24 protein-coding genes and 1 pseudogene are annotated in these 22,526 nt (G+C 72.2%); 14 read left to right on the forward strand and 11 right to left on the reverse strand.

Annotation, left to right across the window (positions count from 1 at the left end; genetic code table 11):
* Positions 1–69 precede the first annotated feature (69 nt).
* A complete protein-coding gene (locus ACTWPV_RS30640) occupies positions 70–1,416 on the forward strand; it encodes a hypothetical protein (protein ID WP_443154436.1) in 1,347 nt (448 codons plus the stop codon).
* Between the two features lie 70 nt (positions 1,417–1,486).
* Here ACTWPV_RS30640 and ACTWPV_RS30645 read toward each other — a convergent pair whose 3' ends face one another.
* On the reverse strand, positions 1,487–3,157 hold the full coding sequence (locus tag ACTWPV_RS30645; protein WP_443154437.1) for a serine/threonine-protein kinase: 1,671 nt from the start codon (positions 3,155–3,157) through the stop codon (positions 1,487–1,489).
* A gap of 399 nt (positions 3,158–3,556) precedes the next feature.
* On the opposite strand from ACTWPV_RS30645, the gene ACTWPV_RS30650 reads away from it, so the two are divergent.
* On the forward strand, positions 3,557–4,426 hold the full coding sequence (locus ACTWPV_RS30650; protein ID WP_347645901.1) for a hypothetical protein: 870 nt from the start codon (positions 3,557–3,559) through the stop codon (positions 4,424–4,426).
* A gap of 277 nt (positions 4,427–4,703) precedes the next feature.
* Here ACTWPV_RS30650 and ACTWPV_RS30655 read toward each other — a convergent pair whose 3' ends face one another.
* Positions 4,704–5,309: a TetR/AcrR family transcriptional regulator gene (locus ACTWPV_RS30655; RefSeq protein ID WP_443154438.1), complete on the reverse strand. Its 606-nt coding sequence runs from the start codon at positions 5,307–5,309 to the stop codon at positions 4,704–4,706.
* A gap of 98 nt (positions 5,310–5,407) precedes the next feature.
* Between ACTWPV_RS30655 and ACTWPV_RS30660 the strand changes: the two genes are divergently transcribed.
* From ACTWPV_RS30660 to ACTWPV_RS30670, 3 genes are all read left to right on the forward strand, one after another.
* On the forward strand, positions 5,408–5,851 hold the full coding sequence (locus tag ACTWPV_RS30660) for a nuclear transport factor 2 family protein (RefSeq protein ID WP_443154439.1): 444 nt from the start codon (positions 5,408–5,410) through the stop codon (positions 5,849–5,851).
* A complete protein-coding gene (locus tag ACTWPV_RS30665) occupies positions 5,848–6,768 on the forward strand; it encodes an NAD(P)H-binding protein (RefSeq protein ID WP_443154440.1) in 921 nt (306 codons plus the stop codon). The genes ACTWPV_RS30660 and ACTWPV_RS30665 overlap by 4 nt, the downstream gene beginning before the upstream one ends.
* Before the next feature lie 74 nt (positions 6,769–6,842).
* Positions 6,843–7,424, forward strand: coding sequence for a hypothetical protein (locus ACTWPV_RS30670; RefSeq protein ID WP_347645897.1), 582 nt, complete (start codon positions 6,843–6,845; stop codon positions 7,422–7,424).
* 12 nt (positions 7,425–7,436) lie between these two features.
* On the opposite strand, the gene ACTWPV_RS30675 is transcribed toward ACTWPV_RS30670, so the two are convergent.
* Positions 7,437–8,093 carry a glycosyltransferase family 2 protein gene (locus ACTWPV_RS30675; protein ID WP_443154441.1) on the reverse strand — a complete coding sequence of 219 codons (657 nt, stop codon included), beginning with the start codon at positions 8,091–8,093 and terminating at the stop codon, positions 7,437–7,439.
* Positions 8,090–9,061, reverse strand: a complete 972-nt coding sequence (locus tag ACTWPV_RS30680; protein ID WP_443154488.1) for an NAD-dependent epimerase/dehydratase family protein — start codon at positions 9,059–9,061, stop codon at positions 8,090–8,092. Before ACTWPV_RS30680 ends, ACTWPV_RS30675 begins: the two co-directional genes overlap by 4 nt.
* A gap of 139 nt (positions 9,062–9,200) precedes the next feature.
* Between ACTWPV_RS30680 and ACTWPV_RS30685 the strand changes: the two genes are divergently transcribed.
* The 5 genes from ACTWPV_RS30685 to ACTWPV_RS30705 are packed head-to-tail and all read left to right on the forward strand — an operon-like array spanning position 9,201 to position 12,949.
* Positions 9,201–10,517 carry a glycosyltransferase 87 family protein gene (locus tag ACTWPV_RS30685; RefSeq protein ID WP_443154442.1) on the forward strand — a complete coding sequence of 439 codons (1,317 nt, stop codon included), beginning with the start codon at positions 9,201–9,203 and terminating at the stop codon, positions 10,515–10,517.
* Positions 10,514–11,488: a molybdopterin-dependent oxidoreductase gene (locus ACTWPV_RS30690; RefSeq protein WP_443154443.1), complete on the forward strand. Its 975-nt coding sequence runs from the start codon at positions 10,514–10,516 to the stop codon at positions 11,486–11,488. The genes ACTWPV_RS30685 and ACTWPV_RS30690 overlap by 4 nt, the downstream gene beginning before the upstream one ends.
* Complete coding sequence (locus ACTWPV_RS30695; protein WP_443154444.1) at positions 11,485–11,697, forward strand: hypothetical protein; 213 nt, start codon at positions 11,485–11,487, stop codon at positions 11,695–11,697. The genes ACTWPV_RS30690 and ACTWPV_RS30695 overlap by 4 nt, the downstream gene beginning before the upstream one ends.
* Positions 11,698–11,726: 29 nt before the next feature.
* Entirely contained in the window at positions 11,727–12,341 is a 615-nt protein-coding gene (locus ACTWPV_RS30700) for a TIGR04282 family arsenosugar biosynthesis glycosyltransferase (RefSeq protein ID WP_443154445.1), read from the forward strand.
* Positions 12,338–12,949: a class I SAM-dependent methyltransferase gene (locus tag ACTWPV_RS30705; protein ID WP_347645891.1), complete on the forward strand. Its 612-nt coding sequence runs from the start codon at positions 12,338–12,340 to the stop codon at positions 12,947–12,949. Before ACTWPV_RS30700 ends, ACTWPV_RS30705 begins: the two co-directional genes overlap by 4 nt.
* A 31-nt stretch (positions 12,950–12,980) precedes the next feature.
* Here ACTWPV_RS30705 and ACTWPV_RS30710 read toward each other — a convergent pair whose 3' ends face one another.
* Both ACTWPV_RS30710 and ACTWPV_RS30715 read right to left on the reverse strand, forming a co-directional pair.
* Complete coding sequence (locus tag ACTWPV_RS30710) at positions 12,981–14,357, reverse strand: DHA2 family efflux MFS transporter permease subunit (protein ID WP_443154446.1); 1,377 nt, start codon at positions 14,355–14,357, stop codon at positions 12,981–12,983.
* A 35-nt stretch (positions 14,358–14,392) separates the two neighbouring features.
* Positions 14,393–15,334, reverse strand: coding sequence for an NAD(P)/FAD-dependent oxidoreductase (locus ACTWPV_RS30715; protein ID WP_443154447.1), 942 nt, complete (start codon positions 15,332–15,334; stop codon positions 14,393–14,395).
* Positions 15,335–15,386: 52 nt separating this feature from the next.
* Here ACTWPV_RS30715 and ACTWPV_RS30720 point away from each other — a divergent pair, with 52 nt between their 5' ends.
* Positions 15,387–15,803: a helix-turn-helix domain-containing protein gene (locus tag ACTWPV_RS30720; RefSeq protein WP_347645888.1), complete on the forward strand. Its 417-nt coding sequence runs from the start codon at positions 15,387–15,389 to the stop codon at positions 15,801–15,803.
* Here ACTWPV_RS30720 and ACTWPV_RS30725 read toward each other — a convergent pair.
* Both ACTWPV_RS30725 and ACTWPV_RS30730 read right to left on the reverse strand, forming a co-directional pair.
* The gene (locus ACTWPV_RS30725) at positions 15,782–16,525 is read right to left on the reverse strand and encodes an NUDIX hydrolase (protein WP_443154448.1); all 744 of its coding nucleotides are present in this window, start codon (positions 16,523–16,525) and stop codon (positions 15,782–15,784) included. The genes ACTWPV_RS30720 and ACTWPV_RS30725 overlap by 22 nt on opposite strands.
* A 184-nt stretch (positions 16,526–16,709) precedes the next feature.
* Positions 16,710–16,897 (reverse strand): annotated as a pseudogene (locus ACTWPV_RS30730) (zinc ribbon domain-containing protein); the annotation flags it as partial.
* 125 nt (positions 16,898–17,022) lie between these two features.
* Between ACTWPV_RS30730 and ACTWPV_RS30735 the strand changes: the two are divergent.
* The 3 genes from ACTWPV_RS30735 to katG all read left to right on the forward strand — a co-directional run bounded on the left by ACTWPV_RS30735 (position 17,023) and on the right by katG (position 20,252).
* Complete coding sequence (locus ACTWPV_RS30735; RefSeq protein ID WP_443154449.1) at positions 17,023–17,472, forward strand: hypothetical protein; 450 nt, start codon at positions 17,023–17,025, stop codon at positions 17,470–17,472.
* Positions 17,473–17,551: 79 nt separating this feature from the next.
* Positions 17,552–17,989 carry a Fur family transcriptional regulator gene (locus ACTWPV_RS30740; RefSeq protein ID WP_347617628.1) on the forward strand — a complete coding sequence of 146 codons (438 nt, stop codon included), beginning with the start codon at positions 17,552–17,554 and terminating at the stop codon, positions 17,987–17,989.
* A gap of 31 nt (positions 17,990–18,020) precedes the next feature.
* Positions 18,021–20,252, forward strand: a complete 2,232-nt coding sequence (gene katG / locus ACTWPV_RS30745; protein ID WP_443154450.1) for a catalase/peroxidase HPI — start codon at positions 18,021–18,023, stop codon at positions 20,250–20,252.
* A gap of 79 nt (positions 20,253–20,331) precedes the next feature.
* Here katG and ehuA read toward each other — a convergent pair whose 3' ends face one another.
* The 3 genes from ehuA to ehuC are packed head-to-tail and all read right to left on the reverse strand — an operon-like array spanning position 20,332 to position 22,524.
* The gene (ehuA, locus tag ACTWPV_RS30750) at positions 20,332–21,093 is read right to left on the reverse strand and encodes an ectoine/hydroxyectoine ABC transporter ATP-binding protein EhuA (RefSeq protein WP_347646176.1); all 762 of its coding nucleotides are present in this window, start codon (positions 21,091–21,093) and stop codon (positions 20,332–20,334) included.
* A gap of 46 nt (positions 21,094–21,139) precedes the next feature.
* Entirely contained in the window at positions 21,140–21,793 is a 654-nt protein-coding gene (ehuD, locus tag ACTWPV_RS30755) for an ectoine/hydroxyectoine ABC transporter permease subunit EhuD (protein ID WP_443154451.1), read from the reverse strand.
* The gene (gene ehuC, locus ACTWPV_RS30760; RefSeq protein ID WP_443154452.1) at positions 21,790–22,524 is read right to left on the reverse strand and encodes an ectoine/hydroxyectoine ABC transporter permease subunit EhuC; all 735 of its coding nucleotides are present in this window, start codon (positions 22,522–22,524) and stop codon (positions 21,790–21,792) included. The genes ehuD and ehuC overlap by 4 nt, the downstream gene beginning before the upstream one ends.
* Positions 22,525–22,526: the final 2 nt, after the last annotated feature.

Raw genomic sequence — 22,526 nt, forward strand, 5'->3', positions numbered from 1 at the left:
CTCCCGGCCCCCGCTCGGTGACCGGAACACCCACTATTGTGGGGGCCCGGCTCACGAGGAAGCGGATTCATGTTGGCTCATCGCGCACTGGTCATCGCCATGCTGCCCGCGATCGGGCTCCGCGTGCTCACCCTGCTCGGGTTCCCGCCGGCACTGCTCTTCTACGGCGACTCGTTCGCGTTCCTGAGCGAGGAGCTGGCGCCGGGCACCACGCGGCCGTCCGGATATTCGCTGCTCCTGGCGCTGCTCCGCCCCGCGCACAGCCTGACCCTGGTGACGGTGCTGCAGCACCTGCTGGTGCTGGGGCTCGCCGTGGCGATCTACGCGCTGCTGCGCCGGCGCGGCCTGCCCGGCTGGGGAGCCGCGCTGCTGGTCACGCCGCTGCTGTACGACGAGTTCATGCTGCTCCTCGAGCACATGATCATGGCAGACGCGATCTTCATCGTGCTGGTCACCGCCGCGGTCGTGCTCATCGTCCTGCGCGTCAGCCCGGCCACGGCCGCCGTCGGCGGGCTGCTGCTCGGCCTGGCCGGCATCACCAGGACCGTCGGGCTGCCGCTGCTCATCCTGGTCGCCGCCTACCTGCTGATCCGCCGGTACGGCTGGCGCCCGCTGGTGGCGCTGCTGGTCGCCGGCGCCATCCCGCTGGGCGCGTACGCGACGTGGATGAAGGTGGAGAAGGGCAAGTTCGGGCTGACCGAGGCCGACGGCAACTTCCTGTGGTCGCGGACCATGAGCTTCGCCGACTGCGGCGTGATCAAGCCTCCCGAGCGGCTGGCCGTGCTCTGCCCCGACATGCCGGTGGAGCAGCGGCCCTACCCGCCGCACTGGCTCTGGGAGGACTTCTCGCCGCTGCTCAAGGTGCCGGGCAAGGCCAACCGCAACCAGCTCGCCGGCGAGTTCGCCAGGATGGCGATCCTGGCCCAGCCCGGCGACTATCTGGCCGCGGCGGCGACCGACCTCGGGCAGCTGCTGCGCTGGGAGCGCACGGCCGTGGACGAGAAGACCCCCTACAAGCTCCCCGAGTCGGAACGGCCGATCAACGAATCGGTGCGCGACGTGGCCGAGTCGTACGAAGCGGGGCCGGCCGCGACCCGGGTGGTGGAACCGGTCGCGGGGTGGCTGCGCGCGTACCAGCGGTTCGGTTACGTGCCCTTCCCGCTGCTCGTGCTGGCCCTCGGCGGGGCCCTGGTCGCGGCGGTGGTGCGGCGGCGGTGGGACGCGCTCCTGCCCGGGGTCGCGGCGCTCGCGCTGGTCGCCTCCCCGCCCTTCCTCGCCGCCTACGACGTCCGATATGTGATCCCGGCGATCCCGCTGGTGTGCCTGGCCGTGGGGCTGACCCTCGGCGCCCGCTCACCCTCGCGCCAGGACCCGGCCGCCGCCGAACCCGAGCCCGCCGGCCACGCCCGGGCCTGAGGGCGCCGCCGGTAACCGCCTCCGGTAACCGTGCCGGGCACGGCCAGGCAGGCCAGAGCCGTGCCGTGCGCTAGTCGATGGGGAGGCTCTTGAAGGCGCCCAGATCCAGCAGGTCGAGGTCGGCCTTCTCGGCCTTCCCTCCCGGCACGTCGGGGAAGATCGCGTGAAGGGTGACGGACTCGTTCGGGTCGATCGCGTTGGCGTGGCTCCACCACTGCGTGCACGAGCAGACCTCGCCTTCCATGAGAGGGGAGAGCCGCTCGGTCGTGCCGGACGGCGTCAGGGTGATCTCCTGGAGGTTCCACGCCGGCCTGCCCAGCATGGAAGAGAAGTCGGCGCTCGCGCCGGTGGAGCTGAGATTCGTGAGCGTGCCTTCGAAGCGGATCTCGCCGCCCCACCGGTGGAGCGATCTGATCGTGAGGGAGAGCGGCACCCGCTCCCCTGACGCGTTCGTCATCGACGCGTCGCGTTGCGCGAGGGCGTCCGGATCACGAGGAGGGCGGGTGACCGGCGGCGTGGCGGTGGCGGTCACCCGGTCGTCCGCGGGTGGGCCGGTCCGCGACGTCTGCCACAACACGGCTGCCGTACCCGACGACGCCAGCAGCACGGCGCCGATCGCCGCCGCCGGCCGGCCCCACCACCTGTGCGGCAACCGGTCCCAGCCCCGCAGGGACGGCAGCGGAGAGCCGGGCCGGAACCGGCGCGAGGATGGCGAACCGGACCGGCGAAGGGCCGGCGCCGGGTCCGCGTCGCCGGGCGAGCGGCCGGCGCCTCCGAGCCTCCCGGACAACGGATCCGAGACGCCGGGCACCCCGGACGAAAGGTCCGGGCCACCGGAAAGCCCGGACGACGGATCCTGGTCACCAGGCGACCCGGACGAGGGGTCAGGGCCGTCGAGCAGGCGGGCCGACCAGGAATCGCTCACCAGATGCGTCGCCGTGGCCGCCGTGATCGCCTCGCGCCCGAGCAGGCGGTCGAGGAGCTGCTGGGCCGTCGGCCGCCGCTCCGGCTCCTTGGCCAGCGCCTGCTCCACCAGCGGCCGCAGCCGATCGTCCATGCCGCGCAGGTCGGGTGCGTAGTGAACCACCCTGAACAGCACCTCCGGCGCACCGCCCGTGCCGAACGGCGCCCGCCCGGTGGCCGCGTACGCCACCACGCCGCCCCAGGCGAACACGTCGCCGGCCGCCGTGACCTGCTCGCCGGTGGCCTGCTCCGGCGACATGTACGCGGGCGTGCCCACGATCGACGCGGACCGGGTCGCGTCCGGCTCCACCAACTGGGCGATGCCGAAGTCGATCACGCGCGGTCCCACGGAGCTGAGCAGGATGTTGGCGGGTTTGAGATCGCGGTGCACGACGCCGGCCTGGTGGATGGCGGTGAGCGCGGTCGCCACGCCCACCGCGAGCGCCTCCAGGTCGGCCCCCGCCATGGGCCCCTTCTTCCTGATCTCGCCGGCCAGGTCGGGGCCCTCGACGTAGTCGGTGACGAGGTAGGGGACGTCGCCGTCGATGCCCGCGTCCAGCACCGGCGCCGTACAGAAGCGTGCCACGCTCCGCGCCGCCTCGATCTCCCTGCTGAACCGGCGCCTGAAGTCGGCGTCGGCGCCCAGGCCGGGGCGGAGCGTCTTGAGCGCGACGAGCTTCGACGCGCGATCGCGGGCGAGGTACACGATGCCCATCCCGCCCTCCCCCAGCGGGCGAACGATGGCGTATGGGCCGATGTGCTGGGGTTCGTGACTCACAGTGGTGATTGTTCCGGGAGTCCTTGGCGACAGGTAGCAGATCGCTTGATTCCGCGACCCCTCGGACAGGGTGATGATCAAGGTGGCCGGCCCCTCCACAACACTGGGACCGAAATGTCCGATTTATGAAGAAATCGAGAATTGATCGAGACGGCAAATTCGGAGCACCAGGTCTGCTAATTAGACCGTGCCATTCTCTTGATGATCTTGCTCATGACACATGCTCTGACCTGCGAAGACGCCGCGCTTTTCCACCCCGTTATCGAATCGCATTCTAGTCGTGAACGATCTGACACAGCCGCATCACGATCACCATGACACATGGTCAAATATCCCTCATCCTCTGTTATGGTCCCTTCCTGCCCAAAAATAAGGGACACCCTTTACCCGAGGAGGATCATGCGGAGCGCCCGAAGGATCATCGCCATCAGCACCGCTCTGGCGGCGGCCACCGCTCCCCTGCTGGCTGTTGCGTCCCCTGCAGCCGCGCAGCCCGCGACGACGACCGTCCAGCGGAACTTGCCGCTGGACGACGTGCTTCCCCTCCAGGGCCTCAACCCCCTGGCACAGCTGAAGCGCGTCAAGCAGCTGCTGAAGAGCGGCTACGTGCCGCAGGCGCTGAGCGTGACGAACGCGGCCAACCCCCAGTACGCGTCTCTCTGGGTCAAGGACGTCACCCGCAAGGTCAACGTCCTGCAGGGCCTGACGGCCATCGACCTGCAGAAGCGCATCACCGAGCAGCTGAAGCTGGGCTACGTGCCCACCATCATCAGCGGCACCGGCTCGGGCCCTGGCGCCATTTTCGCGGCGGTCTTCGAGAAGAAGCCCTCCGGCAAGGCCGAGGCCAAGGTCGACCTGACCAAGGGCGCCTTCCAGAAGCTCAACGCCCAGCTCAGCGGCGCCGGCCTCAGCCTCGCCTCGGTCGACGTCTACGGCACCGTCGAGAAGCCGCTCTACGCGGCCGTCTGGGTCGCCGGCGCCGCCACCGGAGCCGTCAAGGTGAGCCTCGGCCAGACCGTGGAGGAGCGCGGCAAGGAGCTCCTGGCGATGGCCAGGCAGGGCCTGCGCCCCGTCCTCATGGCCATCGAGCCCGGCCAGCTCTACACCACCGTATGGAGCAAGGGCCCCACGACCGGCCTGAAGGAGAACCTGCAGCTGTCCCGCGTGACCTACACCCTGCAGAACACCAAGATGAAGGCCCTGGGCTACACGCCCGTCGTCCTGGACACCGCGGGCAACACCTTCGCGGCGATCTGGAGCAAGGGCTGACGACTCGCTCGTGAAGAGCCGAGGATCCCGGTGAAGCCGCGGCCGCCGTGATCCTCAGCGCGCGCCCGACGCCACCTCGCCGGAGCCCGACCTGCCGACCGCGCGTGACCGGCAGCGTACGGGACGAGCGGGGTGCGGCGCGCCGATCCCCCCGACGCCGCGGCGGCCATCCCCCTCCCCCGGCGATCAGGGACGTCCTTTCCTTGATCGCCGGGTGGGCCGCAGCTCAGCCGGCGGCGGTACGCACCGGGAGCTCGCCGGGCGGGGTGGCCCGCAGTCACCTTTCGGTGGCGCCCAGCGCGCGCATGAGGTGGTCGGCGAGGGCTTCGAGGTAGCCGGGCTCCACGGGCGCCTGGCGGACGTTGAGCCGCCAGTGGATGGGGGCGGCGATCAGGTCGAGAGCGAGTTCGAGGTCCAGGTCGGCGGGGAGTTCGCCGCGGTCGACGGCCCGGCGCAAACCGGCCGCGCCGAGCAGCCGCCTCGGGGTGCCGATGGCGTTCTGGATCGCCTCGGCCAGGTCGGGGTTGCGGGCGGCCTCGGCGGTCAGGTCGGGCAGGATGAGGACGAACCGCGGGTGGGTCAGCCAGTCGCGGATGGCGTGCAGGCCCCCGATCAGATCTCCGCGTAGCGACCCGGTGTCCGGGAACTCCGCCAGCGGCACGCTCATCTCCGACAACACCGCGAGCACCATGTCCTGCTTGCCCGGCCAGCGCCGGTAGAGCGCGCTCTTGCCCACGCCCGCGCGCCGGGCCACCGCCTCCATCGACAACCGCCCGTAACCGCGCTCGGCCAGCTCGTCCAGCACGGCTTCGGTGATCGCCGTGGTGATCTGCGGCTGGAGAACGGCGGCACCGGTCGGTGGGCGGCGCGTACGTGCGGTCATGCCCCGCAGCATACATGTGGACGGTACGGTACCGTCCCGTCCTATGATGAACGGGACGGTACCGTACCGTCCATTTGTTCGACCCCGGGGAGAGACCCATGACCACCGCGCGCGACCTCATCGCAGAAGCGCTCCGGCGCCTGCTCGCCAAAGACATGATCGGCTACGCCGGGCTCTGGGCCGTCGACGGCGTCATCGAGTTCCCGTTCGCCCCGAAGGGCTACCCCGCCCGGCTGAACGGCAGGGCCGCCATCGAGGACTACCTGCGCGGATATCCCGACCTGCTGGACGTGAAGGAGATCATCGAGCAGGTGGTCCACGAGACGGCCGATCCGGCCGTCGCCGTCGCGGAGTTCGAGATCGCGGGGGTGGTGGTGGCCACCGGGAAGCCGTACACGATGCGGTACGTCACGGTCGTCACCGTGCGCGACGGCGAGATCGTGCGCTGCCGCGACTACTGGAGCCCGCTCGCTGCGGCCGAGACGATGGGCGGGCTCGACGCGATGACGGCGGCCTTCACCGGCGGGAGCGCGGGCGCATGAACGTGCTGGTCATCGGCGGCACCGGCACCACCGGCCGCCGGGTCGCCGCCGGGCTGGGCGAACAGGGCGCGGACGTGCGCGTCGCCACGCGGTCACCGGCCGCCGCCGACCACGTACGCTTCGACTGGAACGATCCGGACACCCACCGCCCAGCCGTCGCGGGGGTGGACGGGATCTACCTGATCGCCCCCGCCGGCTCGCTCGACCCGGCGCCGCTGGTGCGGTCGTTCCTGGCCGGCGCGGTGGACGCCGGGGTGCGCCGGGCGGTGTTGCTGAGCTCGTCCGCGCTGCCCGAGGACGCGCCCGGCGTCGGCGCCCTGCCCCGGGTCGTACGGGCGACGGTGCCGGAGTGGGCGATCCTGCGTCCTTCCTGGTTCATGCAGAACTTCACCGGCGACCACCCCGTGGCGCAGGGCATCCGCACGGACGGCGAGATCGTCACCGCGACCGGGGACGGCCGGGTGGGGTTCGTGGACGCCGCCGACATCGCCGCGGTCGCCGTACGGGCGCTGCTGGACGCCGCGCCGCACGACACCGACCACCTGATCACCGGCCCGCAGGCGCTGAGCTACGCCGACGCCGCCGCCGTCATCACCGACGTCACGGGCCTGCCCGTACGGCACGGGCCCGTCGAGGCCGCCGAGATGGCCGAGCGGTTCGCCGCCACCGGCCTGCCCCGCGCGTACGCCGGCATGCTCGCCGCCCTCGACGAGGACATCCGGCACGGCGCGGAGGACCGCGTGACCAGCACCGTTCCCGACGTGACCGGGCGCCGGGCCCGGTCGTTCGCCGAGTTCGTCACCGAGCACCAGGCCGCGTTCACCGCTCGCGCGGACGAGGGAGTCACACACCAGGCCCGGGAGGTCGCCGGAGAAGGCACGCGGGCCGGCTCTTCCGGCGCTTCCGTCGCCGGCTGACGGGCGCGGGATGTCGGTGGAGGACCGTAGGCTTCACGTCGTTCGGCTGGCAGGACGAGCAGGAAGGAAGTCACGTGGGGGATTGGTTCCAGACGATCGTGGACGTCGAGGCGTCGCCCGAGGAGGCGGGCGCGCTGGCGGAGGGCGTTCTCAGCTGGCTGGTCTCGTCCGGCGTGGTCGCCGCCGAGCGCACCGACTGCGTTCTCGGCGCCGAGCTCGGCCACGCGTCGGGCCCGCGCGCCGGCGAGGTGGTGGACGCCTCCGGCTGGAGCGGGCCGTGGCAGGGCGGCCTGGAGATCAGCGTCGGCCGCACCGTCTTCGACGCGGGGCAGGGCGACCCGACGGCGGTGACCTGCCCCCACTGCTCGGCGACGGTCGAGCTCATGGACGACGACTTCACGCTCGACCGCCAGGCGTGGGAGCCCTTCCGCGACGTCGTGCACGACTGGGACGAGGGGCGCGACGTCGTCATCCCCTGCCCGTCCTGCGGCCGGGCGGTGGAGCCGACCGGCTGGAGGTGGGCGGACGACTATTTCGCGTTCGGCCACCTGGGCTTCAGGTTCTGGGGCTGGCCGCCGCTCCGCACCGGCTTCGTCGCCGGGATCACCTCCCGGTTGGCCGGCCACCGCGTCGTGTTCCTCGACGGCAAGCTCTGAAGCGCCGCGCGATCACCCGAGTTCGGCCATGACGCGCCGCATGTCGGAGACGGCCTGCAGGGTGCCGCGCACGGTCCCGGTCACCTTGGAGCGTCCCGACCTGGGCAGGTAGTCGACCTGTGTCTCGGTGATCCGCCAGCCGGCGGCGGCGGCACGCAGGACCATCTCGCACGGATAGCCGAACCGGCGGTCGGTCAGCCCGAGCGCGAGGAGCCGCTCGCGCCCGGCGGCCCGCATCGGCCCGAGGTCGTGCAGCAGGGCCCCGGTGCGGCGGCGCAGGATGCGGGCGAGGACGGCGTTGCCGAGCCGGGCATGCCAGGGCCAGACCCCCACGGTGCGCGGCCGGCGGGCGCCGAGCGCCAAGTCGGCGTGGCCGGCGGCGACCGGCGCCACCACCGAGGGGAGCTGGCGAGGGTCGAGCGAGGCGTCCGCGTCCATGAAGCAGACGACGTCGGCGGTCGCGGCCAGCAGGCCGGCATGGCAGGCGGCGCCGAATCCGCGCCGCGGCTCGTGCACGACGTGGGCGCCGAGCTCGCGGGCGACCTCGGCCGAGCGGTCGGTCGAGCCGTTGTCGACCACGAGCGGGCGATAGCCGGCGGGCATGTGTCCGAGGACCCAGCCGAGCGCGGCCTCCTCGTTCAGGCAGGGCAGGATCACGTCGACCGTCATGACCGGGCGAACTCCTTCATCCCCGTGTCGAAGCCGATCTCGGCACGGAAGCCGAGCTCGAGGCCCGCCCGTTCAGGAGAGGCCACGATGTGGCGGACGTCGCCCAGCCGGTAGCCTCCGGTGATCTCCGGGCTCGGTCCGCCCTGCTCGGCGGCCAGCGCGTCCGCCATCTCGCCCACGGTGTGCGGGGCGCCGCTGGCGATGTTGTACGCCCTCAGCGCACCGGGCCGCGACGGGGCCATGACCGCCGCCAGGTTCGCACGGGCGACGTCGCGCACGTGCACGAAGTCGCGGAGCTGGCGGCCGTCCTCGAACACCTTCGGAGCCCGGCCCGCCGCCAGCTCGGAGCGGAAGATCGCGGCCACTCCCGCGTAGGGGGTGTCGCGGGGCATGCGCGGGCCGTACACGTTGTGGTATCTGAGCGCCACGGCGCTCCCGCCCGTCTCCCTGGCCCAGTTGGCGGCCAGGTGTTCTTGGGCGAGCTTGCTGGTGGCGTAGGCGTTGCGCGGATCGGGTGCGGCGTCCTCGCCGATGGAGGCGCAGCGCACCGGCTCGCCGCACTGCGGGCAGGTCGGCTCGAACCGGCCCCGCTCCAGGTCCTGCACGGTACGCGGCCCCGGCCGGACCCGGCCGTGCCGGACACATTCGTAGTCGCCCTCGCCGTAGATCACCATCGAGGAGGCGAGCACCAGGCGGCCGATCCGGTGCCTGGCCATGGCGGCCAGCAGGACGGCGGTGCCGTACACGTTGACCGAGGCGTAGTCGGGCAGGTCGGAGACGTCCACGCCGAGCCCCACCTTGGCGGCCTGGTGCACGACGACATCGACGCCCGGCAGCAGCGCGTCCAGGACCGCCGCGTCGCGCACGTCGGCGCCGTCGCGCAGGTCCAGGGCGGTGACCTCGTGACCCGCCGCCTCCAGCGTCTCGGCCACGTGCCCGCCGACGAAACCGGCCGAGCCGGTGACCATCACTCTCACTCCGCCGACGCTAGCCCGTGACCCCGGCCGCGCCGAAGAGACGTAAGCGGTTCGTAAGGGCTCTTACGGAGGACGAACAGCCGGCGCCGCCGGAGTCCGTGAGCGGCCCAGGAATGCGAGGCTGCGGCCTGTGAGACGAAGCCTGCTCCTCGCCTGCGGGGCCCTCGCCGGCCTGGCGGCCGTCCTGCTCAGGATGGTCGCCGGGCCGCCCGGCCTGGGCTGGACCCTGGCGGCCTGGGCGCTGTTCGCGGTCGCACTGTGGCTGGTCAGGCGGGTGCCGGAGCGGCGGCTCGGCGCGCTGGTCGTCGCCGGCGGGATCATGCTCGCCGCGACCGGGCTGGCGGCCCCGCCGAGCAGCAGCACCGACTCCTTCCGGTACGCGTGGGACGGCCGGGTGCAGGCCGCGGGCATCTCCCCCTACGACCACCCGCCGGCCGACCCCGCGCTGGCCGGCTTACGCGACGGCTGGCTCTTCCCACCCGCCTGCGACGCCCCCCGCCTGTGGCCCCTGCCCGGCGACGGCTGCACCAGGATCAACCGCCCCGCCGAGCCCACGATCTACCCGCCGGTGGCGCAGGGCTACTTCCTGCTGATCCACTGGCTGTCGCCGGAGGGCTCCCGGCACAAGGTCCTCCAGCTCGGCGGCTGGGTGATGGCCGTGCTCGCGCTGCTGGCGCTGTGCCGGCTCGCGGGCGCCCGGCGGGCGGCGTGCTGGGCGTGGTGCCCCGCGGTTCCGGTCGAGGCCGTGAACAACGCGCACGTCGACATGCTCGGCGTGCTGCTGGTGGTGCTGGCGTTCGGCGCGGTCGGCGCGGGTCGCGCCCGCGGCGCGCTGCTCGGCGCGGCCGTGGCGGCCAAGCTGCTGCCCGCGACGGCACTCCCCGGCGCCCTGTCCGGCGTGCTGGCGAACGGCGTGGCGTGGCGGCGCGCCCTCGTCACCGTGGTGCCCGCCGTGCTCGTGGTGGCGCTGTCCTACCTGCCCTATGTCCTGGCCTCGGGCACCGCCGTCCTGGGATACCTGCCGGGCTACCTCAAGGAGGAGCGCTACGACGGAGCCGGCCACGGCAACCGCTACGCCGTCCTGCGACTGCTCCTCCCGGACTCCTGGGCCCCTTATGCCGCCATCGCGCTGCTCGCCCTGATCGTCCTCCTCGTCCTGCGGTACGGCGACGCCGACCGGCCCTGGCAGGGCGCGCTGCTGGTCAGCGGCTCGCTCCTGCTGCTGTTCACCCCCGGATACTCCTGGTACGCGCTGCTGGTCGTCGCGCTGGTCGCCATGGACGGGCGGAGGGAATGGCTGGGCGCCGCCCTGGCGGGCGCGGTCGCCTACACCGCCGGCCCGACCGACCCCGACAGCCTCGGCGCGCCCTTCTACGCCGCCGCCGCGCTGGCCGTGCTGATCGGCTGGGCCGTACGGAGGCCTCGTCCCGCGGAGGTACGCCCATGAACCCCAGCACCATCTCCGCCAGGTTCACCAGCCGGCTGCGCTCCGAGCAGGTGGCCGCCAAGCTGGGCGTCTGGCTGGGCGTGAGCTTCACCGTCGCGTTCGTCACCGGGCTGTTCAGCCACTTCATGCAGCACCCGCCCGCCTGGCTGCTGTGGCCTTCCCGGCCGGTCAACCTCTACCGGTTCACCCAGGGACTGCACGTCATCGGCGGGATCGCCACGGTCCCGCTGCTGCTGGCCAAGCTCTGGGCGGTCCACCCGAAGTTGTGGCAGTGGCCGCCGTTCCGCTCCGCCGGCCACGCCGCCGAACGCCTGTGCGTGCTGCTCCTGGTGGCCGGCGCGTTGTTCCAGCTCGTCACCGGGGCACTGAACATCGCCTACCTCTACCCGTACCCGTTCGGCTTCCTGCAGGCGCACTACTGGACGGCGTACGTCGTCTACGGCGCGCTGCTGATCCACGTGGCCAACGAGTGGGCGAAGGTCAGGCGGAACCTGTGGACCCACGTGGAGAGCCAGGAACGCAGACGCCTGTTGCTCACCGTCGCCGCGGCCGGCGTGACCACCGTCCCTGACGGCTACCGGCTGCTGGTCACGGGCGCCGTCCGCACGCCTGCGTCGCTCGGCTACGCCGACCTGCTACGGCTGCCGCAGCACACCGTACGCCTGCCGATCGCGTGCGTGGAGGGCTGGAGCGTGGAGTGCGAGTGGACCGGCGTACGGCTGCGTGACCTGCTCCTTTCCGCCGGCGCCTCCCCGGACGCCTTCGTCGTCGTCGAGTCCCTTGAGCGGGCGGGAGGGTATCGCAGCAGCGAGGTCCGGCCGCCTCACTGGAGCGATCCGCTGACGCTGCTGGCCCTGCGGATCAACGGGGAGACGCTGAGCGCCGACCACGGGTTCCCGGTGCGCCTGATCGCACCCAATCGGCCGGGCGTCCTGCAGACCAAGTGGGTCAAGGAAGTGAAGGTGACTTGAAGCGGGTCGGCTACGCGGCCGGCGGCGCCCTGATCGTCCTGGGGACCCTGGTGCTCGCCACCCTCCCCACCGTGCTGGCGCTGGGCCGTCGGGCCGACAACCCGTCGATCCTCCCGCTGTCGTACGGCGTCAACCTCGTCATCGTCCTCGCAGCCATCGCCCTGCTCGCTGTGGGGGATCACCTGCTGCCGGCTTCCAGGAAGGACTGAGCACCCTGAGCCATCACCCGTTCCAGATCGTGATCATCGCCAAGGAACCGCTGCCGGGGAGGGTCAAGACGCGCCTCACCCCGCCCTACACCCCGGCCGAGGCCGCCGCCCTCGCCGCGGCCGCGCTCCGCGACAGCGTGCGCGCCGTCGCCGCGGTCCCGGCCACCCAGCGCGTGCTCGCCCTCGACGGGCTGCCGGGCCGCTGGCTGCCCGCCGGGTTCGTGGTGATCCCGCAGCGCGGCGCCGGCCTGGACGAACGCCTGGCGGCGGCCTTCGCCGACGCCCACCGGCTGCGGCCGGACCCCGTCGTGCTGATCGGCATGGACACCCCGCAGGTCACCCCCGCCCTGCTGCGCGAGGCCGGGCAGGCGCTGGAGCGGCACGACGCGGTGTACGGCGCGGCCGCCGACGGCGGCTTCTGGCTGCTCGGCCTGCGGCGGCCGGACCCCGGGCTGCTTTCCGGGGTGCCCATGTCGCATCCGGAGACCGGCAAGCTCCAGCTGGACCGGCTCGAACGCGCCGGGCTGGCCGTGCACCACCTGCCCGAGCTGACCGACGTCGACACCGCGGCGGACGCCGCCGCCGTCGCCGCCGAAGCGCCCGCGTCCTGTTTCGCCGCCGCGCTGAGGGAGCTGAGCCGGTGATCGGGGAACTGTACGCCGACGCCCTCGCGGGCGAGAGCGCCGAGCTCGAATACGTGGACGGCACCCGCGCCACGCTCGAGACCGCCCGCTGGTTCGAGCCGATCGACGGAGACGAGGAGCTCCTCCGCCGCTGCGCCAGCCCCACGCTGGACGTCGGCTCGGGCCCCGGGCGTCTCACGGCGGCGTTGACCCGGCGCGGGATCCGCGCGCTCGGCATCGACATCACACCGCGCGCCGTCGCCCTGACCCGCCGCGCCGGAGGCTTCGCGCTGCTGCGGGACGTCTTCGACGACGTTCCCGGCAGCGGCCGCTATGCGACGGCGTTGCTCGCCGACGGCAACATCGGCATCGGCGGCAACCCCGAGGCGCTGCTGCACAGGGTCAGGCAGCTCCTCCGGCCGGGCGGCACGATCGTGGCCGAGGTCGCGCCGCCCGGGACGCGCAGCCGGGTCGACCGGCTCCGGCTGCGCCGGGGGCCGCTGGCCGGGGAGTGGTTCGGCTGGGCGACCGTTTCCGCCAGCGACATCCGGCGCATCGGGCTGGCCGCCGGCTTCGCGGACGCCGGCTGCTGGACCGCGCACGGCCGCTGGCTGGCACGCCTGCGCTAGGCACGGGTCCTGGCCTGCCTGCCGGCCTCCGTCATGCGGGGGTCGCGGGCCGATCGACCGTCCTCGGCAGCGCGGCCATCAGCGCCACCAGCACGACGGCGACCGGCGCGCCCCAGATGAGCACGTCGGGGATCGCCGCGGCCGTCGACTCCGGGCCGGGGGCGCGGTCGTGGAGCTCCCGGGTGAGCAGGTTCCCCGCGGCGGCCACGCCGGCCGACAGGCCCAGGCCGCGCACCGACACCGTGACGGAGGTGGTGGCGGCGAGGTCCGCCGGGGTGGCCGCGTTCTGGGCGACGACCACGAGGTTCTGCATCAGCAGGCCGAAGGCGAGCCCCAGCACGCCGATCTCCACGGCGAACAGCGCGTAGCCGGCGCCGGGGCCGAGGTTGCCCAGCAGGAAGAACCCGGCCGCCGCGATCGCCGCGCCGGCGATCAGGTACGGCCTGAACCGGCCGCTCGCGCCGATGCGGGCGCCGGCGAGCGACGAGACCGCCATGAAGGTGAGCACGTACGGATTGAGCGCCAGGCCCGCCTGGGTGGCTCCCATGCCGTGCGCCGCCTGCAGATAGGTGGGCAGATAGACGACGGAGCCGCCGAGCAGGGCGCCGAGCAGCGCACCGGCGGGCAGGACGACCCGCAGCGTGCGGTCGGCGAACAACCGCGGCGGGAGCAGCGGATCGGCGGCACGTCGTTCCCGCCACACGAACAGGGCCGCCAGCACGACCACCGCCCCGATCAGCGCGAGGATCACGCCGGAGTCCCACGCGTGCACGCGGCCGCCCCACTCGGCCACCAGCAGCAGGCTCACCGTCGCGCCCACGATCAGCGCGGCCCCCGCCAGGTCCACCTTCCCGTCCCCGCGCGCCCTGGGCAGCCGCAGCGCGTACGCGACGAGCGCCATGCTGAGCAGGCCGAGCGGCAGGTTGACGGTGAAGATCCAGCGCCAGCCCGCGGCGTCGGTGATCGCGCCGCCGGCGAGCGGGCCGCCCACGCTGGCCAGGGCGAACACGCCGCCGGTGAAGCCCTGCACGCGGCTGCGCAGCCGCTGCGGGTAGAGCTCGGACAGCACGGTCGTGGGCAACACGAACAGCGCGCCGGCGCCGACGCCCTGCACGGTCCTGGCGGCGATCAGCTGGGGCATCGTCTGCGCGAGGCCACACAGCACGGAGCCCGCGACGAAGACGGCGATGGCGACGAGCAGGACCGGGCGGCGGCCGTACCGGTCGCTGATCCGGCCGTAGAGCGCGCCGGTCGCCGTCGAGGCCAGCACGTACGACGTGACGACCCAGCCGATCGTGTCCAGGCCGCCCAGGTCGGCGGCGATGTCGGGCAGGGCGATGGCGACCACCGTCTGGTCGAGGACCGACAGCAGCATGCCGAGCAGGAGGCCGGCCGTGGCGAGCGGCACGTTGCTCGTTCTCGATGAGGCGCGGAGCACAGCGGTCAGCCCCTTCCCCGCGCGAAGGGGTCGGGCAGGCCGAAGTCGGCGCCGATCAGGTCCTGGTCGATGACGGCGCCGGCCAGGGTGCCGCCGGCCGCGGCGGCGACGACGGCGGCCAGCGGCACCGGTACGGTGGCCCGCCGGGCCATGTCGCCGGCCGCGTACACGCCGGGCACGCTCGTCCGGGCGAACTCGTCGATCTCGACGCATCCGTCGGCGAACGTCGCGCAGCCGAGGCGGGCGGCAAGCTCGGAGCGCTGCCGCGGCACGTTCACGACGAACACCGCCTCCCTGGCCAGGGGCGGGCCGCCCTCGAAGACGACCCGTCCGAGCTGGTCGCCCGTGCCCTCCAGGCGGGCGACGGGCTCGCACCGTACGGTGACGCCGTTCGTCTCCAGCGTGGTCCGCGACGCCGCGTCCAGCGGCTCGCCGCCGGTGCAGAGGGCGACGTCGGCGGCGAAGCGGCTCAGCTGCAGCGCCAGCCGCACCCGGGCCGGCGCCGCGCCGAGCACCGCGACCCGCTTGCCGGCGCACTCGTAGCCGTGGCAGTAGGGGCAGTGGAAGGCGGAGCGGCCCCACAGCGCCTCGACCCCGCGCGGGCCTGGCAGGTCGTCGGCCAGCCCGGTGGCCAGCAGGAGCCGGCGCGCGTCCACCGTGCCGCCGTCCGCCAGGTCCAGGCGGAAGCCGCCGTCCAGCACCGCGGCGTCGGTGACCGTCCCGGCCTCGACTCGCACCGACGGGTACGCGGCGAGGTCGGCGCGGCCGAGTTCCCGCAGCCGGGCGGGCGGCGTGCCGTCGCGGGTCAGGAAGTTGTGCACCTGCCCGGCCCTGGCGTTGCGGCCCTCGCCCGCGTCGACCAGCAGGACCGTACGGCACGTCCTTCCCAGGGTCAGGGCGGCGGCCATGCCGGCAGGGCCTGCGCCGGCGATGACGACGTCGATCATGTTGTCCTCCACGTGTCTTGACGTGGAGGAGAGTCTGCAAGTTAATGTCAACATGAAGTCAAGCGAATCCATGCGGATCGGGGAGCTCGCCGAGCGGTTCGGGCTCGCGCCGCACGTGCTGCGCCACTGGGAGGCGATGTCCCTGCTGGCCCCCGCCGCCAGGGTGAACGGCCGCCGCCGCTACACGCAGGAGCACGTCATTCGCGTCATGACGATCATCCGCGCCAAGTCGGCGGGAATGAGCCTGGAGCAGATCAGGGAGATCCTGAACGTCTCCGGCCAGGCCGAGCGTCAGGCGCTCCTCCGGCGGCACCACGAGGAGCTCGAACGCCGGTCGCGGGAGATCGCGGCGTCCAAGACGCTGATCGAGCACCTCATGGAGTGCCGCGCGGACGACTGGACCCGGTGCCCCGACTACCGGCGCATCGTGGAGACCGCGACGCCCGCTCAGGACATGTGCATGATCTGACCCGACCGCTGGCAGCGGCGGACGACCGGCTCCAGGTAGTCGACCAGCGGCCCGCCCAGCTCGGCCGGGGAGCGTACGAGGGCGATCCGGTCGAACTCCGGGTCCTCCTCCGCGGCCTGCAGGGCCGCGAACCGTTCGCGCAGGTACGCCGCCGGCCGGCTCGGCGCGCTGAACAGCACGCCGACGTTCCCGGTGGCTCCGCGCGTGACGAGCCAGAGGCTCAGGTCTTCAGGTGCCGTGTCGACGCCGGTCTCCTCGACCAGCTCGCGCGCGGCGTGCCTGCCCAGCGCGGCCAGGTCGAGGGGGTCGTCGTCCTGGGGCGGTTCCATGGAGCCGCCGGGCAGCTGCCAGCGGCCGGGCGCGACCGTGACCCGCGACATCCGCCCGACCAGCAGGCGCCCGTCGTCCGCCGGCTGCACGACGGCGACGAAGAGGGACGGCAGCCACGCGGCGCAGCCCATGACCCGGCGCAGGACGTGATGCCGGAACGTCGTGCGTACCCACGAGACCACCAGGCGGTGCGGCCCCTCCCAGCCGAGGCTCGCGCACGCCACCACCGGACCGTCGAAGAGGCTCGGGTTGGCCTGGACCGCCTCCTCCCACAGGCGGTCCATGGCCGCCCGCTCGTCCGGCGACAGCCGGGGCGCGACGGTTTCGACCAGGGAGAGCCGGTGGACGTCCAGGAGCTCGACGCCGGGCGTGCGCGGCAGCGGTCGGGTCATACCTCATGGTCACCCTTGGTGATGACTCCATCACCGGACTTGACCCGACCTTTGTCGCCGGAGCACCCGTCGTGCCGGATAAGACGTAGGGTCCAGATCTGCACCCATTCCCGCCGTGCGCACGCCGGCCCTCGGCGCCTCGGCGAGATGGACGCCGACTTGACTTTTCCACCTCGTGCGCGAGGGGGGTTCCCACGGTCGCCCGTGAGGGTTCCTGTTTCACCGCAGGGTGCCCGCCCGAGAGGACTCTCGTTGAGGTCTTACACCAGCTCCACAGGCGTTTCAGCTCTCCGCCAGCCCGGCGGCGAGCACGTTCTTCGCGGCGTTGACGTCCCTGTCGTGGGTCGCGCCGCAGGCGCACGTCCATGCGCGGCCAAGAATCGTGCGGTAGTTCGACACGGCGGTCCGCCCGGCGGCGAATCACCTACCCCTACCCTGCTCCGCAGGAGTCCGATTCCTTCCCCGCCTGAAGGCGGGGGGTTCCCCGGAGGTACCTGATGACCGTCACTCCCGCACACCTGCGCGACCTCGCGAGCCGCGCCGAGGCGCTCACCGCCGAGGTCCTGGCGCTCTGCGATCGCGCCGCCCGGCCGGAGCCCGAGCCCCTCACGACCGCGCGGCAGGCCGCGAGCCGGCTGGCGCGGGGCGCGGAAGACCTCCTCCGGGCAGCCGGCGACCTGGCCAGGCTCCAGGTCCAGCCGTGCGGCCTGCCGTGGGGCGTCTGCCCGGAGCACGGCAACACCCTGTCCTCCAGGGCCGGTGTCACCACGTGCCGCGTGTGCGGGCGCGCCTGGGACCATGACCGGCTCGGCCGGCCGTGCGAGGAGCCGGTGACCTGGAAGGTGATCGACCGGGCCGGCACGGAGACGCGGATGTGCGACGGGCATGTCTTCGGCGCCCGCGCCGCCGCCGCGGGGGCGACCTTCGCCCGCCTCGACGAGAGCTGAGCCTGCTCGGCGACACGCCACTAAATTGCATGGTTCATTATCTTGTATCGTTCGTGTTTATGGGGATACGGTGGCGGCCATGACCGCACCCAAGACGCCGACGACCGCCGACGAGCTGCGCGGGGCAGGGCTTCGGGTGACGGCGGCCCGCGTCGCGCTGCTGGAGACCGTCAGGCACGGTGACCATCTCGGCGTCGAAGCGATCGCCGCCGGGGTGCGCGAGCGCGTCGGCCACATCTCCCTGCAAGCCGTGTACGAAGCCCTTCACGCGCTCACCGCCGCGGGCCTCGTACGCCGCATCGAGCCGGCCGGCAGCGCCGCCCTGTTCGAGGGGCGGGTCGGGGACAACCACCACCACGTCGTGTGCCGGTCGTGCGGTGCCGTCGCCGACGTCGACTGCGCGGTCGGTCACGCACCCTGCCTGGCCGCGTCGGACGACCACGGTTTCTCCATCGACGAGGCCGAGGTCATCTACTGGGGCCTGTGCCCCGGCTGTTCCACCAGTCGCAGTTCCTGAGTTGCAGGAAGCCCGATATCGGAAGGAATCCATGTCCGAGAACCACGAAGCAATCGTCACTGACCCCAAAACCGAGGGCGAGGGCGGCTGCCCGGTGGCGCACGAGCGCGCGCTGCACCCGACGCAGGGCGGCGGAAACCGCCAGTGGTGGCCTGAGCGCCTCAACCTGAAGATCCTCGCCAAGAACCCGGCCGTGGCCAACCCGCTCGGCGCGGAGTTCGACTACGCCGAGGCGTTCAAGAGCCTCGACCTCGCGGCCGTGAAGCGCGACATCGCGGAGGTGCTGACCACCTCGCAGGACTGGTGGCCGGCCGACTTCGGCCACTACGGCCCGTTCATCATCCGGATGGCGTGGCACAGCGCGGGCACCTACCGGATCAGCGACGGCCGCGGCGGCGCCGGCGCCGGCCAGCAGCGTTTCGCCCCCCTCAACAGCTGGCCGGACAACGCCAACCTCGACAAGGCCCGCCGCCTGCTGTGGCCGGTCAAGAAGAAGTACGGCAAGAACCTCTCGTGGGCCGACCTCCTGGTCCTGTCCGGCAACGTCGCCCTGGAGTCGATGGGCTTCAAGACCTTCGGCTTCGCCGGCGGCCGCGAGGACGTGTGGGAGCCGGAGGAGGACGTCTACTGGGGCCCCGAGTCCACCTGGCTCGGCGACGAGCGCTACACCGGCGACCGCGAGCTGGAGAACCCGCTCGGCGCGGTGCAGATGGGCCTCATCTACGTCAACCCGGAGGGCCCCAACGGCAACCCCGACCCGCTCGCCGCGGCCCGCGACATCCGCGAGACGTTCCGCCGCATGGCGATGAACGACGAGGAGACGGTCGCCCTGATCGCGGGCGGTCACACCTTCGGCAAGACCCACGGCGCGGGCCCGTCCGACCACGTCGGCCCCGACCCCGAGGCCGCCGGCTTCGAGGAGCAGGGCCTCGGCTGGCGCAACACCTTCGGCACCGGCAAGGGCGGCGACACCATCACCAGCGGCCTCGAAGGCATCTGGACCAACACCCCGACCGCCTGGGACAACAGCTTCTTCGAGATCCTCTTCGGCTACGAGTGGGAGCTGTTCAAGAGCCCGGCGGGCGCCCACCAGTGGCGGCCGAAGGACGGCGCCGGCGCCGGCACCGTGCCGGACGCCCACGACCCGTCGAAGCGTCACGCCCCGACCATGCTGACCACCGACCTGTCGCTGCGGGTCGACCCGGTCTACGAGCCGATCTCGCGGCGCTTCCTCGAGAACCCCGACGCGTTCGCGGACGCGTTCGCCAGGGCGTGGTTCAAGCTGACCCACCGTGACATGGGCCCGGTCGAGCGCTACCTCGGCCCGGAGGTCCCGTCCGAGACGCTGCTGTGGCAGGACCCGCTGCCGGCGAGGACGTACGAGCTGATCGACGCGGCGGACATCGCCGAGCTCAAGGGCAAGATCCTCGCCTCGGGCCTGTCGGTGTCGCAGCTCGTGTCCGCGGCGTGGGCTTCGGCCTCGTCGTTCCGCGGCAGCGACAAGCGCGGCGGCGCCAACGGCGCCCGCATCCGCCTCGAGCCGCAGAACGGGTGGGAGGTCAACGACCCCGACGAGCTGGCGCTGGCGTTGCGCTCGCTGGAGGGGGTCCAGCAGGCCTTCAACTCCGCCCAGACCGGCGGCAAGCAGGTCTCGCTGGCCGACCTGATCGTGCTCGGCGGGTGCGCGGCCGTCGAGAAGGCCGCCAAGGACGCCGGCTTCGACGTCCAGGTGCCCTTCACGCCGGGCCGCGTGGACGCCTCGCAGGAGCAGACCGACGTGGAGTCGTTCGCGGCGATGGAGCTCACCGCCGACGGCTTCCGCAACTACGTCGGGAAGGGCCACCGGCTGCCCGCCGAGTTCCTGCTGCTCGACCGGGCCAACCTGCTGACCCTGAGCGCGCCCGAGATGACCGTGCTCGTCGGCGGCCTGCGCGTCCTGGGCGCGAACCACGGGCAGTCGCCGCTCGGCGTCCTCACCGAGACGCCAGGGAAGCTCACCAACGACTTCTTCGTCAACCTGCTCGACCTGGGCACGACGTGGAAGTCGACGTCGCAGGACCAGACCACGTTCGAGGGCCGCGACAGCGCCACGGGCGAGGTCAAGTGGACCGGCACCCGGGCCGACCTCGTCTTCGGCTCGAACTCCGAGCTGCGCGCGCTCGCGGAGGTCTACGCGAGTGACGACGCGAGCGAGAAGTTCGTGACCGACTTCGTCGCGGCGTGGGACAAGGTGATGAACCTCGACCGGTTCGACCTGCGCTGATCAGACGGCGTCCAGGCCGGCCGGCGCGGGCCGGCCTGGACGTCCTCAGGCGTCCAGCACCGCCTGAAGAGGAAAAAAATCAGGTGTCCAGCACCGCCTGGAGGAAGTCCCGCGTGCGCTGCTGCTCCGGCTCGTTGAAGATCTGCTCCGGAGGCCCGTCCTCGACGATCTGCCCCTGGTCGAACATGAGGACCCGATGGGAGATGTCCCTGGCGAAGTTCATCTCGTGGGTGACGCACAGCAGGGTCAGGTTGCTCGAACGCGCGATGTCACGCAGCAGGCACTGCACGCCGGAGACGAGCTCGGGGTCGAGCGCCGAGGTGACCTCGTCGAGCAGCAGCACTTCCGGCTCCATCGCGAGCGCCCGAGCGATGGCGACCCGCTGCTGCTGGCCTCCCGACAGCTGCGACGGATGCGCGAGCGCCTTGTCGGACAGCTCCACCATCTCCAGCAGCTCGCGGGCCTTCTCCTCCGCCTGCTCGCGCGGGACGCCGAGGGCCCGCACCGGCGCCTCGGTGATGTTGCGCAGCACGTTCATGTTGGGGAACAGGTTGAACTGCTGGAACACCATGCCGATCTTCTTGCGGACCTGACGCAGGTGCTTCTCGTCGGCGGGCACCACGCGGTCGCCGCGTTTCATGTGGGACAGGCACTGGCCGTCGACCTCGATGGTGCCGGAGGTGACCCGTTCGAGGGTCATCAGCAGGCGCAGGATCGTCGTCTTGCCCGACCCGCTCGGCCCGATCAGGGTGACGCGTTCGGCGGGTTTGACGTGGAAGTCGAGCTCGCGCAGCACCGTCACGTCGCCGAACCGTTTGACGACCTTGTCGAACTGGATCATCCACTGCTGGTCGTCGCCCACATGTGGATCTTTCTCGGACTGCGTATCAGGTATCAAGACGGCGCTCCATACGACGGACGAGCATCGACGCCGGGATTGCGATGAGCAGGAAGAACAGCCCGGCGATGGTCATCGGCTCCAGGTAGCGGAAACTCTCGGAGCCGACACCGCGGGCGAGCCCGACGACGTCGACGACAGTGATCACGGACAGCTGCGGCGACTCCTTGAAGATCGCCACGACGTAGTTGCCCAGGGCGGGCAGCGCCCGGCGTACGGCCTGCGGGAGGACGATGCTGATCCAGGTGTAGGGGCGGGGCATGTTGAGGGCGATCGCCGCCTCCCACTGCCCCTTCGGCACACCGTCGATGCCCGCACGGTAGACCTCCGAGGTGTAGGCGGCGTAGTGCACGCCAAGCCCGATGATGCCCGTCGTCAGCGCGGTCATCTTGAACCCGAAGTCCGGCAGCACGTAGTAGAGCACGAACAGCTGCACCAGCAGCGGCGTGCTGCGGATGAACTCCATGACCGCGCCCACCGGCCGGCTGATGTACGCCCTGCGCGAGCGGCGCAGCAGCGCCACGAACAACCCCAGCACGAACGCGAGCACCGCGCCGCCGAGCGTCGCCTGCACGGTGACCAGCAGTCCCTGCGTGAGCAGCTGGGGAAGGATCTCCAGCGTCCAGTCCCAGTCCCAGATCATCGGGCCGCCTCCACTGCCGCCGTGGCCCGCCGCCGCCGCGGCGTGCCCCGGCCCACCATGCGGGCGGCCCGCCGCTCGACGAACCGCATCACCAGCGTGATCGCGTACGAGAACAGGAAATAGATCACCAGCATCAGCGCGAACACGATCAGCTGGTCGCTGCCGGAGTTGACGAGCAGCCGGCCCTCGTAGGCCAGGTCGGCCACGGTGATGACGGACAGCAGCGACGTCGCCTTGAGCAACTCGATGAGCAGGTTGTTCATCGGCGGGATCATCTCGACGAACGCCTGCGGCAGGATGACGTAGCGCATCCGCTGCAACGGCGTGAAGTTCAGCGCGATCGCGGCCTCACGCTGGCTGGGCGGCACGGCCTGCAGCGCTCCGCGCACCACCTCCGAGCCGTAGGCGCCGAGGTTGAGACCGAGCGCCAGTACGCCGGCGAAAACCTTGTCCAGCTGGTAGCCCGTGAGGATGGGCATCGCGTAGAAGAGCCAGAACAGCTGGACGAGGACCGACGTGCCGCGGAAGAACTCCATGTAGACGCGGGCGACGCCCCGCACCGTCCGCAGCGGCGAGGACGCCATCAGCCCCACGATCAGGGCGATGACGATGGCGAGCGCGGCGCCGCCCGCCGCGCTCTGCAACGTGACCGCGGCCCCCTGGCACAGGAAGGGCATCGTCTCGCCGAAGACGCCTGGCAGGTCCCCGCTGCACGGGTTGACAGTCATCATGC

This window comes from Nonomuraea sp. KM88 (genome assembly GCF_052245635.1).
Lineage (GTDB): Bacteria > Actinomycetota > Actinomycetes > Streptosporangiales > Streptosporangiaceae > Nonomuraea.

Excerpts from the sequence above, each read along its gene's own strand:
- ACTWPV_RS30640 (WP_443154436.1), top strand. The coding sequence starts at position 70 with ATGTTGGCTCATCGCGCACTGGTCATCGCCATGCTGCCCGCGATCGGG.
- ACTWPV_RS30650 (WP_347645901.1), top strand. The coding sequence starts at position 3,557 with ATGCGGAGCGCCCGAAGGATCATCGCCATCAGCACCGCTCTGGCGGCG.
- ACTWPV_RS30655 (WP_443154438.1), bottom strand. The coding sequence starts at position 5,309 with ATGACCGCACGTACGCGCCGCCCACCGACCGGTGCCGCCGTTCTCCAG.
- ACTWPV_RS30660 (WP_443154439.1), top strand. The coding sequence starts at position 5,408 with ATGACCACCGCGCGCGACCTCATCGCAGAAGCGCTCCGGCGCCTGCTC.
- ACTWPV_RS30665 (WP_443154440.1), top strand. The coding sequence starts at position 5,848 with ATGAACGTGCTGGTCATCGGCGGCACCGGCACCACCGGCCGCCGGGTC.
- ACTWPV_RS30675 (WP_443154441.1), bottom strand. The coding sequence starts at position 8,093 with ATGACGGTCGACGTGATCCTGCCCTGCCTGAACGAGGAGGCCGCGCTC.
- ACTWPV_RS30680 (WP_443154488.1), bottom strand. The coding sequence starts at position 9,061 with ATGGTCACCGGCTCGGCCGGTTTCGTCGGCGGGCACGTGGCCGAGACG.
- ACTWPV_RS30690 (WP_443154443.1), top strand. The coding sequence starts at position 10,514 with ATGAACCCCAGCACCATCTCCGCCAGGTTCACCAGCCGGCTGCGCTCC.
- ACTWPV_RS30715 (WP_443154447.1), bottom strand. The coding sequence starts at position 15,334 with ATGATCGACGTCGTCATCGCCGGCGCAGGCCCTGCCGGCATGGCCGCC.
- ACTWPV_RS30720 (WP_347645888.1), top strand. The coding sequence starts at position 15,387 with ATGAAGTCAAGCGAATCCATGCGGATCGGGGAGCTCGCCGAGCGGTTC.
- ACTWPV_RS30725 (WP_443154448.1), bottom strand. The coding sequence starts at position 16,525 with ATGACCCGACCGCTGCCGCGCACGCCCGGCGTCGAGCTCCTGGACGTC.
- ACTWPV_RS30735 (WP_443154449.1), top strand. The coding sequence starts at position 17,023 with ATGACCGTCACTCCCGCACACCTGCGCGACCTCGCGAGCCGCGCCGAG.
- ACTWPV_RS30740 (WP_347617628.1), top strand. The coding sequence starts at position 17,552 with ATGACCGCACCCAAGACGCCGACGACCGCCGACGAGCTGCGCGGGGCA.
- katG (WP_443154450.1), top strand. The coding sequence starts at position 18,021 with ATGTCCGAGAACCACGAAGCAATCGTCACTGACCCCAAAACCGAGGGC.
- ehuA (WP_347646176.1), bottom strand. The coding sequence starts at position 21,093 with ATGATCCAGTTCGACAAGGTCGTCAAACGGTTCGGCGACGTGACGGTG.
- ehuD (WP_443154451.1), bottom strand. The coding sequence starts at position 21,793 with ATGATCTGGGACTGGGACTGGACGCTGGAGATCCTTCCCCAGCTGCTC.
- ehuC (WP_443154452.1), bottom strand. The coding sequence starts at position 22,524 with ATGATGACTGTCAACCCGTGCAGCGGGGACCTGCCAGGCGTCTTCGGC.